Here is a 14,399-nt window from a genome sequence, read left to right as displayed (position 1 = left end):
GGCGGTCCGGCAGCGGCGGCTCTAGGCTTGGGCTGAGGCGCCTACCGGGCAGGGAGGCTGTCATGGGCGGAGCGGGCGAGGACCGGGGCGGGCGGCGGTACGTGCCGATCGCGGAGCACGGGCTGATCGGTGATCTGCGCAGTGTGGCCCTGGTGGGGACCGACGGCACGATCGACTGGTACTGCTGCCCGGCCTTCGACGCACCGAGCGTGTTCGCCTCGATCCTGGACGTCGAGCGTGGGGGCTGTTTCGAACTGGCGGCGTCGGTGCCGGCCCGGACCAAGCAGTTCTACTTCCCCGACACCAACGTGCTGATCACCCGGTTCTTCACCGAGGACGGGGTCGGCGAGGTGCAGGACTTCATGCCGCTCGGCGGCGGTCCGGCCGAGACCGAGCGGCACCGGCTGATCCGGCGGGTGGTGTGCGTGCGGGGTTCGATCCCGTTCCGTACGCGGGTGGCGCCCCGGTTCGACTACGGCTCTTTGTCCCACACCGTGCGGCTCTCCGGCGACACCGCGGTGTTCGAGACCGAGGGGCTGGCGCTCGCGCTCACCGCGACCGTGCCGCTGGAGGCGGACGGGCCGGACGTGCGGGGCGACTTCAAGTTGACCGAGGGCGAGACGGCGGTGTTCGCGCTCGACAAGGTCGGCGGCGACGTGACGCCCCGCCGCTGTGCGCGCACGGAGGCGGAGGAGCAGTTCGAGGCGACGGTGGCGTACTGGCGGCGCTGGCTGTCGGCATCCCGGTACAAGGGCCGCTGGCGGGAGATGGTGCACCGCTCGGCCCTGACGCTGAAGCTGCTCACCTACGCGCCGACCGGGGCGATCGTGGCCGCGCCGACGACGAGCCTGCCCGAGGAGCTGGGCGGCGAGCGCAACTGGGACTACCGGTACGTGTGGGTGCGCGACGCGGCGTTCTGCGTCTACGCCCTGCTGCGGCTGGGCTTCACCGGGGAGGCCGAGGCCTTCATGGACTTCGTGACCCGGCACATCAGCCCGGGCGACGGCAAGGTCTCCGGCCCGTTGCAGATCATGTACGGCATCGACGGCCGCACCGAGCTGCCCGAGCGCACCCTGGCCCATCTGGAGGGACACCACGGCTCGGCGCCGGTACGGGTCGGCAACGCGGCGGCCGACCAGCTCCAGCTCGACATCTACGGCGCGCTGATCGACTCGATCTACCTCTACGACAAGTGGGCCAAGCCCATCTCCAGCGGCCACTGGGACGACGTGTGCGCGCTGGTGGACTGGGTGTGCGCGCACTGGGACCAGCCGGACGAGGGGATCTGGGAGACGCGGGGCGGACGCAGGAACTTCCTGTACTCGCGGCTGATGTGCTGGGTGGCGATCGAGCGGGCCATCCGGATGGCCAACCGGCGCGGCCTGCCGGCGGATCTGCCGCGCTGGCGGGAGTGCCGCGACACGATCTACCGGCGGATCATGAGCCGGGGCTGGTCCGGGGAACGCCGGGCCTTCGTCCAGCACGAGGACGGCGACGTGCTGGACGCGGCGGTGCTGATGATGCCGTTGACGAAGTTCATCGCCCCCACCGATCCGAAGTGGCTGTCGACGCTGGACGTGCTCGCCGAGGAGCTGGTGTCGGACTCGCTGGTCTACCGCTACGACCCCCGCTCCAGCCCCGACGGGCTGCGCGGCGACGAGGGTACGTTCTCCATCTGCTCGTTCTGGTACGTCGAGGCGATGGTGCACGCGGGCCGGATCGACGAGGCGCGGCTCGCCTTCGAGAAGATGCTGACGTACGCCAACCACCTCGGCCTGTACGCCGAGGAGATCAGCCACACCGGGGAGCAGCAGGGCAACTTCCCGCAGGCGTTCACGCACCTCGCGCTGATCAGCGCGGCCTTCAACCTGGACCGGGCGCTCGGCTGACTCAGTGACCGTGGCCGTCCGCCTCATGCCCCTCGGGGGTGTCCGACGCGGGTGCCGCTCCCCCGGCGTGGACGGTGAAGGCCGCCGTGTGGACCTTGCCCTCGTGCTTGAAGTCGAGGAACAGGCGGTAGGAGCCGGAGCTGGGTGCCGTGGCCGTGAAGGAGATGTCGGGGCCGGGAGTCGTCGTGCCGTCGCCGGGTTCGCCGTTGGGGTGGACGTGCAGATAGGCGAGGTCGCCGGAGCGCAGGGCGACCAGGTGGCCGTACGCGCCGAGGTAGGGCTGGAGGTCGGTGACGGGCCTGCCGTCGCGGGAGACCCTCAGCTTCAGCTCGCTCGCCGCACCCGGCCGCAGGGTGCCGGCCAGCTTCACGTGGTAGCCGTCGATGCGGGCCGTGGTGTTCGCGGGCGGCAGCTGCCGGGCCCGGTACGGGCCGGAGGCGGCGAGGTCCGCGCCGAGGGTGAGGTTCCCGGCGTCCTTCCCGGCGGGGGTGAAGTCGGCGAAGACGCGGTAGCCGCCCGCGCGGGGCAGGACCACCGGGGTGCTCCAGGTGCCGTCGGCGGCGCGGGTGGGGTGCAGGTGGCGGTAGGTGACCAGGTCGCGTGAGGCCACGATGAGGTGCAGTTCCTTGTCGTGCTCGCGCTGGTAGGCGGTGAGCGCGCGACCGGCGGCGTCCCGGACGGTGAAGCGCAGGTCGGCCTGCTTGCCCGCGGTGACGCGGGGGGTTTGCAGGTCGAGCGTGTAACCGCCTTCGGAGATCTGCAGTCCGCCTGCCGGGGGTGTGTCGTGTCCGGCGTGCCCGCCGCCCTCCGCCTGCTCCTGGGTGGGCCTTGCGTGTTCGTTCCCGTGCTTCGGTGGGTTTTCGGCGACGACGGGGCCGACCGCCTGGCCGACGCCGTAGGTCGTGCCGAAGGTCGCCGCCAGGGCGGCGGCGAACGTGGTGATCCTCAGTCCGGTGTTCATGGCCGTCGGCTCCTTCGGATACCGGGCCTCCCGCTCGATGCGGGGGCCTCCATGCGGTTCACCATACCCCTGGGGGGTATTGAGTCAAGCCGGTCTCGCACTTGCATCATATACCCTATGGGGGTATATCTGAGGTCGACGAGGAGATACCCCCTCCCCGTATACAGCAAGCGATGGTTGGAACGTCTTGAGGAGGAAACCGATGCCCGCCACCACCTACGCCGTCTCCGGAATGTCGTGCGGTCACTGCAAGGCCACGCTCACCGAGGTGATCGGTGAGCTGGACGGCGTCCGCGGTGTCGAGGTCCACCTCGGCCATGGCCGCGTCACCGTCACCAGTGCAGGCGAGCCCGACGACGCCGCGATCACGGAGGCCGTCGACGAGGCCGGCTACGAGCTGACCGGGAGGGTCTGAGCCATGAGCACCGGTACGACGACCGGCACGGACGCCGAGGTCGAACTCGCCATCGGCGGCATGACCTGCGCCTCGTGCGCGGCGCGCATCGAGAAGAAGCTCAACCGCATGGACGGGGTCACCGCCACCGTCAACTACGCGACGGAGAAGGCCAGGGTCAGCTACTCCGGGGAGGTCTCCGTCGGCGACCTCATCGCCACCGTCGAGGCGACCGGGTACACCGCGCGGGAGCCGTCTCCCCCGGCCGCGCGGAACGACCCGGGCGTGGAGGCCGACGAACTGCGGCCATTGCGCGAGCGGTTGATCACGGCCGTGGTGCTCGCGGTCCCCGTCGTCGCCATGGCGATGATCCCGGCGCTGCAGTTCGAGTACTGGCAGTGGCTGTCGCTGGCCCTCGCCGCGCCCGTCGTGACGTACGCGGCGTGGCCCTTCCACAAGGCGGCGTTCACCAACGCACGGCACGGCGCGGCCACCATGGACACCCTCATCTCGGTGGGCACCTCGGCCGCGTTCCTGTGGTCGTTGTGGGCGCTGTTCCTCGGCACGGCCGGCACCCCGGGCATGACGCACCCCTTCGAGCTGACCATCGAGCGCACGGACGGCGCCGGGAACATCTACCTGGAGGCCGCTGCGGGGGTGACCGCTTTCATCCTGGCCGGGCGGTACTTCGAGGCCCGCGCCAAGCGCAGGGCGGGCGCGGCACTACGGGCGCTGCTGGAGCTCGGCGCCAAGGACGTCACCGTACTGCGCGACGACGGCCGCGAAACCACACTTCCCGTCGCGGATTTGAAGGCCGGGGACCGCTTCCTGGTCCGGCCGGGCGAGAAGATCGCGACGGACGGGACGGTCGAGGAGGGTTCCTCCGCGGTGGACGTCTCGATGCTCACCGGCGAGTCCGTCCCCGTGGAGGTGGGCGCGGGCGACCCGGTCACCGGAGCCACGGTCAACGTCGGCGGGCGGCTCGTCGTGCGTGCGACACGGGTGGGTGCGGACACCCAGCTGGCCCGGATGGCGAAGCTGGTGGAGGACGCACAGAACGGCAAGGCCGCCGCGCAGCGGCTCGCGGACCGGATCTCGGCGGTGTTCGTGCCGGTGGTGATCACCCTGGCGCTCGGCACGCTGGGCTTCTGGCTGGGCAACGGCGTCGGGCTGACGGCCGCCTTCACCGCGGCGGTCGCCGTCCTCGTCATCGCGTGCCCGTGCGCCCTGGGTCTGGCCACGCCGACCGCGCTGATGGTGGGCACCGGACGCGGCGCCCAGCTCGGCATCCTCATCAAGGGCCCGGAGGTCCTTGAGTCCACGCGCCGCGTCGACACGGTCGTCCTCGACAAGACAGGCACGGTCACGACCGGCCGTATGACGCTGCTGGCCGTGCGCACCGCAGAGGGCACGGAAGAAGCCGAGGTGCTGCGGCTGGCAGGGGCGTTGGAGCACTCCTCCGAGCATCCGATCGCCCGGGCCGTCGCCGACGGGGCGCTGGAGAAACTGGGCACGCTGCCCACGCCCGAGGACTTCGCGAACGTGCCCGGGCTCGGTGTGCAGGGCGTGGTCGAGGGCCACGCGGTGCTCGTCGGACGCAAGCGGCTCCTGGCCGACTGGGCGATGGAGCTTCCCGAGGCGCTGGCCCGGGCCGCGGCGGTCGCCGAGGAGGCCGGGCGCACGGCCGTCACGGTCGCGTGGGACGGCGAGGCCCGCGCGGTGCTGGAGGTGGCCGACGCGGTGAAGGACACCAGCGCCGACGCGGTCGGCCGGCTGCGGGCGCTCGGTCTCACGCCGATCCTGCTCACCGGCGACAACGAGGCGGTGGCCCGGTCCGTCGCCCGCGAGGTGGGCATCGGGGAGGTCGTCGCCGAGGTGCTCCCGCAGGACAAGGTCGACGTGGTCAAGCGGCTCCAGGCCGAGGGCCGGTCGGTGGCGATGGTCGGGGACGGTGTCAACGACGCGGCGCCACTCGCCCAGGCCGATCTCGGTCTGGCCATGGGCACCGGCACGGACGCCGCGATCGAGGCCGGCGACCTGACCCTGGTCCGCGGTGATCTGCGGGCCGCCGCGGACGCCATCCGGCTCGCCCGCCGCACGCTCGGCACCATCCGCTCCAACCTGTTCTGGGCCTTCGCGTACAACGTGGCGGCCCTGCCGCTGGCCGCGGCCGGCCTGCTCACCCCGATGATCGCCGGAGCGGCGATGGCCTTCTCCTCGGTCTTCGTGGTCGGCAACTCGCTGCGGCTGCGCACCTTCCGGGCCGCCGGCTGAGGCTCCGACGGCTCAGAGGCGCCGCCACACCAGCGTGTAGCGCCAGAACAGGCGGCGACGCAGCCGGACGCCGGGGAGGACGGCCCGGGCCTCGCGTGCGATCTCGGGGAAGGTCAGGTCCGCCGGGCGCGTGGGGGCGCTCATCGAGTCCGGGCGGGGCGCCGGGCGGCCCCGGTTCTTCAGCAACGCCATCAGGACGTTGAGCGGGATCGACGCGAGGCCGAGCAGGTGGTCGACGGGGGTGCGCTCCCTGGCCACGCCGACGAGCACCAGGGTGCCGCCGGTGGCGAGATGGTCACGAAAAGTCTCGAGGGCTTCGGTGAACGGCAGATGGTGGACGACGGCGACGCAGGTGATGACGTCGTACGACCGGTCGCCGAGGCCGGTCGTCGCGTCGGTCACCGTGTACGTCACGGGGGCAGCCACCGGCGTCAGCTCCCGCGCCCGGGCCGTGATCGCCGGGTCGGTGTCGATCCCGTGCACCCGGGCGGCGCGGCCGGTCAGCAGCCTGGCCAGGTCGCCGCTGCCGCAGCCCACGTCCAGGGCACTGCCCACCCGCTCGGGAAGCTGCCGCAGGATCCAGCGGTGGAAGTGGGCGTTGTGGTCCCAGGGCCGGGCCGCGTGGAAACGCTCCAGCCCGCGCAGGGCCCGGCGGGTCAGCGAAGTCATGTGCTCAGTGTTCCGGCTCGCCGGGGTGGTCGTGCGCCGTCCGGGCACTCGGGAGGTACCGGCTCGCAGGGGCGCCGAGCGTGCGCCGGGCGCGAGCCGGTACCTTGCTGGGAAGGCCACTGCGGGGAGAAACACATGAACGATCCGACGACCACCGACGCGGACGCCCCCCGTCCGCTGCAGCGCACCCGGGACCTCACGAGTCGGCCCGGCCGGCTCCTGAGCGCCGTGTTCGCCGATCTCCGGGCCGTGGACGGCGCCCTGTACGCGGCGGTGGCCGCCACCCCCACGCCGACCCTGGACCGGACGCTGCGCCACCTGTCGCACGCGGCCGACCACTCCAAGATCTCGTTCGGCATCGCCGCCGCCCTGGCCCTGGCCGGGAAGCGGCCGCGCAAGGCCGCCCTCGCCGGCGTCGGCGCGATCGCCGTGGCCTCGGCCTCCGCCAACCTGCTCGGCAAGCGCCTGGTGCGCCGGGCGCGGCCGGACCGGGAGGCGGCCCGGGTGACGGTGGACCGGCACGTCAAGATGCCGACCTCCGCCTCGTTCCCGTCCGGGCACACGGCGTCGGCGGTCGCCTTCGCGACCGCCGTCGGCGTGGTCCTGCCGCCCGCGGCGGTACCGCTCGGCGCGCTGGCGAGCGCTGTCGGTTACTCCCGTGTCCACACAGGCGTGCACTACCCGGGTGACGTGGCGGCGGGTGCGGTGCTCGGCATCGCGAGCGCGGCGGCGGCCCTGGCGGCGGCGGCCGCCACCCCGTCGGCAAGGGCCCAGGCCCTTCTCACGGCGGCCCGTTCGTGGCCGCGGATCAGCATCGGCGGCCCCTCCCGCGGATGAGTCGTGGGCCGGACGGCGTGAGGCCCCGCCCGCGCCGACGAGTCGTGGGCCGGCCGGGCGCGAGCAACCGCGTGCGCCCGGCCGGCCCGTGGAGAGGAGCCGTCAGCCGAAGGCCCTGACAGCCTGGTAGTACGTCCAGGCCGTGGAGTTGCACGAGGTCCTGGTACCGCCGCTGTACGCCGCGCAGATCCTCTTCAGATCCTCGTGGAAGGCGCTGTCGAGCCGGGACTTGTTGGCGCTGAAGGTGCCCGCGGCCTTGTAGTTGCGGTAGCCGAAGTCATGGCGGGCGCAGGACATCGAGAACGGGAAGCCGAACGGGTTGTCCGGCGAGGTGCTGCAGTAGTCGGTCGACCAGTCGAAGGCGTACGCGGTCCAGGCGGCCTGGTTCGCCCGGGCGGCGGCCCAGCCGCTGTAGCTCGACGCGCTGGTCTGCGTCCAGTTGGCGAGCACTTGGGGCTTGTCGGCGGGAACGGCGCTCGCGGCCGTGGCGGTACCCACGACGGTGACGAGTGCCAGAGCTGAGGCGGCAAGACCGGTTGCGAGTCTGCGGTGCATCCCACACCTCCACGAGGCTGCGACACGCCCATCGAGTCGCAGGTTCATGACAAGAGAATGACCACCTCCTGCCGGTGCTCACACCTGAAGGCCTCAAGAGCCGCTTGAGTCACGGCTGATGCGGGAGAACGGCAGCGGAACGGCGTACGTCGACGGCCGTGAGCGCCAGTGCCAGTGGCCCGGGAGCGAGAAAGGCGAGCGGCAGGAGCATCCAGGCGCACAGCACCGCCGTCGCGACGGCGAGCAGGACCAGGCCGCTGCCCCCCGCATCCGTCACGGCGTCCCGGCCGGCCCCGCGCACCGCGGCCCGCCAGTCGGTGAGCGACTCGGGGCGGCCGCAGGCCCGCAGCCCGACCACCACCGCGCCCGTGCCGATCACCGCGGCCGCCACCGCGAACAGCGGTGCTCCCGGCAGCCCTGCCGCGGCCAGCGCCACATCGGCGGCGAACACCAGCAGACCCGCCAGGGCGACGGCTCCCGCCACCAGGTCACCGGCCCGCAACCGCCGCCGCAGCAGGGCGAAGTACCGTCCCGCCGTCACGGGCTGGTCCAGTCCCGCCCCCCGCAGCACGGCGCACGCCGTCGACAGTGCGGCCGGGACCGTGACCAGGGGCAGGCAGGCCGCCGCCGCGGCCAGGCCGACGCTCAGCACATCGGCGAACAGGGTCATGCGCGGGCCGAACACCTCGCCCGTGTCCCTTGTGGTCATCCCGCTCAGCCCTTCAGTCCGGAGCTCGCCATGCCCTCCACCAGGAACCGCTGGAAGGCGAGGAAGAACAGCACGATCGGCAGCAGCGCGATCACCGACAGGGCGAACATCGGGCCGAACGCGGAGGTGCTGGAGGCGTCCACGAAGGAGCGCAGCGCCAGGGTGAGGGTGAACTTCTCCGGGTCGAAGAGGTAGATGAGCTGGGTGAAGAAGTCGTTCCAGGTCCAGATGAAGGTGAAGATGGCGGTGGTGATCAGGGCCGGCCGGGTGAGCGGCAGCACGACCTGGAAGAAGCTGCGGAACGGCCCGCAGCCGTCGATCCGGGCCGCCTCCTCCAGCTCGCGCGGCAGACCGCGCATGAACTGCACGATGAGGAAGACGAAGAACGCCTCGGTGGCGAGGAACTTCGGCAGGATCAGCGGCCAGTAGGTGTTCACCAGGCCGAGCTGGTTGAAGATGATGTACTGCGGGATCAGCACCGCGTGGTGCGGCAACATGATCGTGGCGATCATGAAGGCGAACAACGGCCCGCGGAAGCGGAACCTCAGCCGCGCGAAGGCGTAGGCGGCGAGCGAGCAGCTGATGACGTTGCCGAGGACCGCACCGCCCGCGATCAGCAGGGAGTTGCCGAGCAGCCGCCAGATGGAGACGTCGTTGACGCCGTCCAGGGCGGTGGCGTAGTTCGACCACTCCAGGCGGCTGGGCAGCAGGTCGAGGCTGGCTATGACCTCGTCTGCGGGTTTGAGCGAGGTGGCCAGGAGCCAGGCCAGGGGGTACAGCATGACCAGCAGGGCGGCCAGGCAGCCGAGGTGTACGGCGGCACGGCCCCACCGAACGGGCTTGTCTGTTGCGGTCGTCGAGGTCACCGGTCCCCCTCGGAGGCGTAGAAGACCCAGGAGCGCGAGGTGCGGAACAGCACCGCCGTGACGACGCCGATCACGAGGAGCAGCACCCAGGCCATGGCGGAGGCGTAGCCCATGTGGGAGGCGACGAATCCGCGGTCGTAGAGGTACATGGTGTAGACGAGCGTCGAGTCGGCCGGTCCGCCCTTGCCGGCGCTGACCGCGAAGGCGGGCGTGAACACCTGGAACGCCTGGATGGTCTGCAGAACCAGGTTGAAGAAGAGCACCGGGGACAGCATCGGCACGGTGACGGACAGGAACTGCCGCCACTTCCCCGCTCCGTCGCACGCCGCCGCCTCGTACAGCTCCGCGGGAATCTGCTGGAGCCCGGCGAGGAAGATGACCATCGGCGCGCCGAACTGCCACACCGTCAGCAGGGCCACGGCCAGCAGCGCCCAGCCGGGCTTGTTCACCCACCCGCCGGTGCCGAGCAGGCTGTCGACGGGGCCGCCGTCGTTGAAGACCGCCCGCCAGACCAGCGCGATGGACATCGACGCGCCGAGCAGGGATGGGGCATAGAACGCGGAGCGGTAGAAGCCCTTGCCCCGCTTCATGCCCTTCAGGGCGAGCGCGACGGCGAGGGCGAGGGCGAGTTGCAGGGGCACGGCGACCGCGACGTACGTCAGGGTCGTCGCGACCGAACGCCAGTAGCGGGGGTCCTCTGTGAACATCTGCGCGTAGTTGCGCAGGCCCACCCACCGCGGCGGGCTGAACAGGTCGTAGTCGGTGAACGACAGGTACAGCGACACGGCCATCGGAAGCAGCGTCAGGACGATCGCGCCGAGCACCCAGGGCGAGAGGAACACCCAGGCGGCGCCCTCGCGTTCGCGCCGGGGGCGGCGCTTCGGGGCGGCGGCGGGGGCGCGCCTCGCCTCCGCCGGGACAGCGGTGGTGGTCATGGCCTCAACTCCGCCTTCGCCTCGGTGACGTAGTTCTCGGCCGCCTCGCGGGGCGACATGCGCGCGTAGGACACCTGGTCGTAGTCGCGCTGGAAGGTGCTCTGCAGGGCGTTGTCGCCGGAGGGCGGCGCCTGGGGCGGATCCTTGAGCTTGCCCTCCAGGGATGCCTGGTAGTCGGCGATGGTCTTGTCGAAGTCCTTGAGCTGCGGGCCGACCTCGTCGCGGATCGTCTCGTTGACGGGGATGCCGCGGCTCGCACCGAGGATCTTCGCGGCCTGCCGGTCGTTGATCAGGAAGTCGACGAGCCGCGCGGCCTCCTTCGGGTGGCCGGTGTCGGCCGAGACCCCCACGAACATGGACGGCTTGAAGTACTGGCCGGGTGTGCCGTCCTCGCCGGACGGCATCGGGGCGAGGGCGACGCCCCCCTCGACGAGGGCGGCGAAGCCGCTGGCCGGGGCGTCCCAGTTGGCGTCGGTGACGGATGTGCCGCGTCCCAGCGGGGTGTTCTCGACGGAGCCGTCGAGCTGGGTGGTCTGCTCGGCGGGCGAGACGGCACCCTCGCGGCGCAGCCGGTCGGTGAAGGTCCACCAGCGTGTGAGGTCACCGGCGGTGAAGCCCAGTCGTCCGTCCTCGGTGTAGAGGGCCTTGCCCCGGCCGCGCAGCCAGACCTCGAAGGCGTCCTCGCTCTGGCCGGGGTCGGTCGCCCCGGGCTTGCCCGTCTTCTTCGCGAGGGCCCGCATGGTGTCGGCCCACTCGCTCCAGGTCCAGCTCTCACCGGGCAGGGGGACGCCCGACCGCTTCCACGTCCGGACGTCGTAGGCGACGGTCTCGGTGCCGCGGCCCTGCGGGATCGCGTACTGCACGTCGTCGACACGGCCGGTGGCGAGCAGACCCGGGTCGATCTCGGAGGTACGCAGGACGGACTTCTGCTCGGCCAGGTCGAGCAGGACTCCACCGGAGGCGTACTGGTCGATCTGGCGATAGTCCAGCTGCATCACGTCCGGGGCGTCACCGCCGGCGGCCTGGGTGGCGAGCTTCTGCTTGTAGGCGTCGTAGCCGGAGAACGACGTCGCCACGTCGATGTCCGGGTGCTGTTTCTCGAACAGCGCGACGGCCTGCTCGGTGCGTGCCGCGCGGTCGGGGTTGCCCCACCACGTGTAGCGCAGCACGACCTTGCCGCCGCCCGCGGACTCGCCGGATCCTCCGCAACCCGCCAGCACGGCACACAGTGCCAGTGCGGCGGCCGACGCGCAGAACCCCTTTGTCCTGTGTCCGGGCATGCCGACGTCACTCCTCTCGACGGAGTTTCGGTTGAGCCCCCCTCAGAGCTTCAGGTCCCCTCGACAGCTCCCTGCCGCTACTCTCCCTGGTACGGCAGCGTGGTGCCGGGCAGCGTGTACTCGTCTCGCCGGCCGCACATGCCGAAGCCGCCGAGCCGGGTGGGCGCCGCCTCGTGGGCGGTGGCCCCGCCGAGGTAGGCGGGATCGCCGGCGGCCAGGGCGTCGAGCTGGGCGCCCGTTCGTTCGGCGGTGGCCCGTGCACCCTCCCGCCACAGGGCCTGCCAGGTGGGCACCTTGTCGCGCACGATCCGGGCGGCGGCCCGCTGGAACTCCAGGTACGGGCCGTTGTCACCGGCGACGAGGGCCTCGCGCAGGACGAGATACCCCTCTACGGCGAGATCCCTGCGGCGCCGGGCCGCCGCGGCCGTCTCGGGTCCGGTACCGGGCGGGAGGGCGGCAGCGGCGGCGTACTTCTCCGGGTCGGCGAGCACCTCGGGCGGGAAGGTGAACACCGCGTCCCCGGCCTCGGGCAGGCCGCTGTTCTGCATCAGCACGGTGATGCGCAAGTCGCCGCCCTGCACCATGCGGTGCACGGTGCCCGGCGTGAACCAGGCGAGGGAGCCGGCTTCGAGGGGAATCTCCCGGTAGTCGTCCGGGCTCAGTGTCTGGACCGCGCCCCGGCCGCCGGTGACGACGTACGCCTCCGTGCACACCAGGTGCAGGTGCGGGCTGCCGCCGCAGACGCCGTCGGCGGCCTCCCAGTCGTAGGCGCTCAGGTGGGACAGGCCGATCGCCCCGGGCAGCGGGTGCGGAAGACCCGTCGGCTCGTGTTCGCTCACCACGCCAGGCCCTTCAGGTGTGCGCCCACGCGGTCGCGGTCCCAGGCGCCGTCGGCGACGACGATGCGGTACCGGTACCCGAAGGACTCCCCCGGCGGCAGTTCGAACTCCTCGAAGAACGCCCAGGAGAACGCGACCGTCGGGAACGGTTCGGAGCGGACGAACCAGTGCGACTCGTGGATCGGGGACGTCCCGTCAAGGTTCTCGGGCGCGTGCGCGAAGATCAGAGTGGAATGGCCGTCGACGTCGTCGTGCTCGGTGGTGAAGGCGAGCCAGGGGCCCTGGGTGCCCATCAGGTTGCCCGCGTCGGCGTCGGCGTCCGGGGCGAAGACCGTGCCGCCGGTGAAATCGCGCGGGCCGCGCCACTGGAGTCCGGTGTAACCGGCCATCTCGCGGCCCGCGGTGGTCGGGGAGCCGAAGGCCAGGGGTTCGGAGCGGGTGTTGGTGAGGTGGATCGACCAGTCCAGGACCCAGGATCCGGCCTCCTCGTCCACCGCATGGACGGTCAGTCCGCGCACCTCGCGGGCCCACTCCTCGCCGCCGTTCTCGATCCAGGTGAGGTTCTCGGTGAAGGCGAGGCGGTCGTCCTCGACGGTGAAGTCCGCGAAACCGTCGTGCCGCATCGAGCCGACGCGCTCGGGCAGGCGGAGGTACCCCTGGCCGTGTACGTAGCAGTTGCCGCCCCAGAAGTTCTGCCCGGACAGATGGCTCGCGGTCATCTGCAGGCCCTTGTGCCAGCGATGGTCGTTCGGGCGGTAGCCGGTGACGGTACGGCCCGAGAGCGTGCGCACGGGGTGGGCGTAGGGTTTGCGGGACTCGAAGGGGTCCGGGTCTGGGCGGTAGACGTAGCGGAGGATCTCCGTGCCGCCTGCGGTGACGGCGATGTCCTCGCCGTGCGTGTGGGTGACGCGGATGGTCATGCGCGCTCCTTGGGGGCCCAGTCGGGGTACTCGCCGTGCATGGCCTCGTAGAACGGGTCGCCGGGGCCGATCTCCCCCGCCTGCACCGAGCGGCCGGTGAAGGCCGCCTTGTACAGGGCGGCGGCGAACTCGAGGGTGGCGCGGGCGTCGTGGCCGCTGCCCGGTGGCCGGGTGCCGGCGTCGAAGGAGTCGAGCAATGCGCCCAGCTGAGCGGTGTGCGAGCTGGGCACGTCACCGGCGGGCGTGCGCCAGGCGGTGGCCCGCTCGGAGGCGACGTGCGGGGCGGGGGTGTAGACCCAGCTGTCGTTGCTGTGGCCGTACAGATGGGTCAGCTCGACCGTGGCGTCGGCGCAGTCGATGCGGATGCGGCTCACCTCGTCCGGGGAGAGCACGCTGTTGACGACGGTGGCGAGGGCGCCGCTGCGGAAGCGCACCAGCGCGGTGGAGACGTCCTCGCTCTCGGTGTCGTGGACCAGACGCGCGGCCATCGCGCGGATCTCCTCCCACTCTCCGAGCAGGTGCAGCAGCAGGTCGTACTGATGGATGCCGTGGCCCATGGTCGGGCCGCCGCCCTCGCTGGCCCACTTCCCGCGCCAGGGCACCGCGTAGTACGCCGCGTCCCGGTGCCAGGTGGTCTGGCAGTGCGCCACGAGCGGTGCTCCCAGCTCGCCGCTGGTGATCAGCTCACGGGCGTGTACGGCGCCGGATCCGTAGCGGTGCTGGAACACGACCGAAGCGTAGGCGCCGGAGGCCTCCTCGGCGGCGGCGATCTCGTCGTACTCGGCGAGCGACAGGGTGAGCGGCTTCTCGCACAGCACCCAGGCGCCGGCCTTCAGCGCGGCCACCGTCTGTTCACGGTGCAGCGAGGGCGGCGTACCGATGAGCACCAGGTCGGGGCGTACGGCGTCCAGCATCGCGTCGACCGAGGTGTATCCGGCGACCTGATCACCGGCCAGTTCGCGGAAGGCGTCGAGGCGCTCCTGGTCCACGTCGACGGCGGCCACCAGTTCCACCCGGTCGGAGTGGGCCCGCAGCGCGGGCAGGTGGCTGCCGCTGACGATGGCTCCGGTGCCGACGACGGCCACGCGGCGGCGGGTGGGGGACAGGGACATGCGGGGGCTCCTCGGACAACCGGCGGACAGGCGCTTGGAAAGCGCTTGCACTCGGAAAGGACCCTAGGCGGGAGAGAATGTCTGGACAACCCCCCTGCAGTGACCTGCACAAGGTCTGCCAGAGCATCGCCCCAGCTTGGGGCGCAGATACGGGTCGTA

The 14,399-nt window shown here is 71.7% G+C and carries 14 protein-coding genes; 4 read left to right on the top strand and 10 right to left on the bottom strand.

Annotated features, from left to right (window positions below; all coding sequences use genetic code 11):
- Window positions 1-62 precede the first annotated feature (62 nt).
- On the top strand, window positions 63-1,889 hold the full coding sequence (locus ADK65_RS05100) for a glycoside hydrolase family 15 protein (RefSeq protein WP_053668579.1): 1,827 nt from the start codon (window positions 63-65) through the stop codon (window positions 1,887-1,889).
- A gap of 1 nt (window position 1,890) precedes the next feature.
- On the opposite strand, the gene ADK65_RS05095 is transcribed toward ADK65_RS05100, so the two are convergent.
- Entirely contained in the window at window positions 1,891-2,850 is a 960-nt protein-coding gene (locus ADK65_RS05095) for a hypothetical protein (RefSeq protein WP_053668578.1), read from the bottom strand.
- Window positions 2,851-3,052: 202 nt separating this feature from the next.
- Between ADK65_RS05095 and ADK65_RS05090 the strand changes: the two genes are divergently transcribed.
- Window positions 3,053-3,265 carry a heavy-metal-associated domain-containing protein gene (locus tag ADK65_RS05090; RefSeq protein WP_053668577.1) on the top strand — a complete coding sequence of 71 codons (213 nt, stop codon included), beginning with the start codon at window positions 3,053-3,055 and terminating at the stop codon, window positions 3,263-3,265.
- A gap of 3 nt (window positions 3,266-3,268) precedes the next feature.
- A complete protein-coding gene (locus ADK65_RS05085) occupies window positions 3,269-5,518 on the top strand; it encodes a heavy metal translocating P-type ATPase (RefSeq protein ID WP_053668576.1) in 2,250 nt (749 codons plus the stop codon).
- Between the two features lie 12 nt (window positions 5,519-5,530).
- Here ADK65_RS05085 and ADK65_RS05080 read toward each other — a convergent pair whose 3' ends face one another.
- Window positions 5,531-6,187 carry a class I SAM-dependent methyltransferase gene (locus ADK65_RS05080; RefSeq protein ID WP_053668575.1) on the bottom strand — a complete coding sequence of 219 codons (657 nt, stop codon included), beginning with the start codon at window positions 6,185-6,187 and terminating at the stop codon, window positions 5,531-5,533.
- 135 nt (window positions 6,188-6,322) lie between these two features.
- Here ADK65_RS05080 and ADK65_RS05075 point away from each other — a divergent pair, with 135 nt between their 5' ends.
- The gene (locus tag ADK65_RS05075; RefSeq protein ID WP_053668574.1) at window positions 6,323-7,024 is read left to right on the top strand and encodes a phosphatase PAP2 family protein; all 702 of its coding nucleotides are present in this window, start codon (window positions 6,323-6,325) and stop codon (window positions 7,022-7,024) included.
- Between the two features lie 102 nt (window positions 7,025-7,126).
- Here ADK65_RS05075 and ADK65_RS05070 read toward each other — a convergent pair whose 3' ends face one another.
- The 8 genes from ADK65_RS05070 to ADK65_RS05035 form a co-directional block, all read right to left on the bottom strand.
- Window positions 7,127-7,579: a phospholipase gene (locus ADK65_RS05070; RefSeq protein ID WP_053668573.1), complete on the bottom strand. Its 453-nt coding sequence runs from the start codon at window positions 7,577-7,579 to the stop codon at window positions 7,127-7,129.
- A 109-nt stretch (window positions 7,580-7,688) separates the two neighbouring features.
- Entirely contained in the window at window positions 7,689-8,288 is a 600-nt protein-coding gene (locus ADK65_RS05065; RefSeq protein WP_053668572.1) for a hypothetical protein, read from the bottom strand.
- Window positions 8,289-8,293: 5 nt separating this feature from the next.
- A complete protein-coding gene (locus tag ADK65_RS05060; protein WP_053668571.1) occupies window positions 8,294-9,154 on the bottom strand; it encodes a carbohydrate ABC transporter permease in 861 nt (286 codons plus the stop codon).
- A complete protein-coding gene (locus tag ADK65_RS05055; protein WP_053668570.1) occupies window positions 9,151-10,089 on the bottom strand; it encodes a carbohydrate ABC transporter permease in 939 nt (312 codons plus the stop codon). The genes ADK65_RS05060 and ADK65_RS05055 overlap by 4 nt, the downstream gene beginning before the upstream one ends.
- Complete coding sequence (locus ADK65_RS05050; RefSeq protein ID WP_053668569.1) at window positions 10,086-11,369, bottom strand: ABC transporter substrate-binding protein; 1,284 nt, start codon at window positions 11,367-11,369, stop codon at window positions 10,086-10,088. Before ADK65_RS05050 ends, ADK65_RS05055 begins: the two co-directional genes overlap by 4 nt.
- 77 nt (window positions 11,370-11,446) lie before the next feature.
- The gene (locus ADK65_RS05045; protein WP_053668568.1) at window positions 11,447-12,211 is read right to left on the bottom strand and encodes a cupin; all 765 of its coding nucleotides are present in this window, start codon (window positions 12,209-12,211) and stop codon (window positions 11,447-11,449) included.
- A complete protein-coding gene (locus tag ADK65_RS05040) occupies window positions 12,205-13,128 on the bottom strand; it encodes a PmoA family protein (protein WP_053668567.1) in 924 nt (307 codons plus the stop codon). Before ADK65_RS05040 ends, ADK65_RS05045 begins: the two co-directional genes overlap by 7 nt.
- Complete coding sequence (locus ADK65_RS05035; protein WP_053668566.1) at window positions 13,125-14,240, bottom strand: Gfo/Idh/MocA family protein; 1,116 nt, start codon at window positions 14,238-14,240, stop codon at window positions 13,125-13,127. Before ADK65_RS05035 ends, ADK65_RS05040 begins: the two co-directional genes overlap by 4 nt.
- Between the last annotated feature and the right edge of the window lie 159 nt (window positions 14,241-14,399).

It is taken from the genome of Streptomyces sp. NRRL B-1140 (assembly GCF_001280065.1).
Lineage (GTDB): Bacteria > Actinomycetota > Actinomycetes > Streptomycetales > Streptomycetaceae > Streptomyces.
Note: the sequence above shows the minus strand (reverse complement) of the source record. Positions and strands in the feature narration are given on the sequence as shown.

What these genes read in the sequence shown, in the direction of transcription:
- ADK65_RS05075 (WP_053668574.1), top strand. Translation starts at nt 6,323, where the DNA reads ATGAACGATCCGACGACCACCGACGCGGACGCCCCCCGTCCGCTGCAG.
- ADK65_RS05050 (WP_053668569.1), bottom strand. Translation starts at nt 11,369, where the DNA reads ATGCCCGGACACAGGACAAAGGGGTTCTGCGCGTCGGCCGCCGCACTG.
- ADK65_RS05095 (WP_053668578.1), bottom strand. Translation starts at nt 2,850, where the DNA reads ATGAACACCGGACTGAGGATCACCACGTTCGCCGCCGCCCTGGCGGCG.
- ADK65_RS05065 (WP_053668572.1), bottom strand. Translation starts at nt 8,288, where the DNA reads ATGACCACAAGGGACACGGGCGAGGTGTTCGGCCCGCGCATGACCCTG.
- ADK65_RS05085 (WP_053668576.1), top strand. Translation starts at nt 3,269, where the DNA reads ATGAGCACCGGTACGACGACCGGCACGGACGCCGAGGTCGAACTCGCC.
- ADK65_RS05070 (WP_053668573.1), bottom strand. Translation starts at nt 7,579, where the DNA reads ATGCACCGCAGACTCGCAACCGGTCTTGCCGCCTCAGCTCTGGCACTC.
- ADK65_RS05055 (WP_053668570.1), bottom strand. Translation starts at nt 10,089, where the DNA reads ATGACCACCACCGCTGTCCCGGCGGAGGCGAGGCGCGCCCCCGCCGCC.
- ADK65_RS05040 (WP_053668567.1), bottom strand. Translation starts at nt 13,128, where the DNA reads ATGACCATCCGCGTCACCCACACGCACGGCGAGGACATCGCCGTCACC.
- ADK65_RS05035 (WP_053668566.1), bottom strand. Translation starts at nt 14,240, where the DNA reads ATGTCCCTGTCCCCCACCCGCCGCCGCGTGGCCGTCGTCGGCACCGGA.
- ADK65_RS05090 (WP_053668577.1), top strand. Translation starts at nt 3,053, where the DNA reads ATGCCCGCCACCACCTACGCCGTCTCCGGAATGTCGTGCGGTCACTGC.
- ADK65_RS05080 (WP_053668575.1), bottom strand. Translation starts at nt 6,187, where the DNA reads ATGACTTCGCTGACCCGCCGGGCCCTGCGCGGGCTGGAGCGTTTCCAC.
- ADK65_RS05100 (WP_053668579.1), top strand. Translation starts at nt 63, where the DNA reads ATGGGCGGAGCGGGCGAGGACCGGGGCGGGCGGCGGTACGTGCCGATC.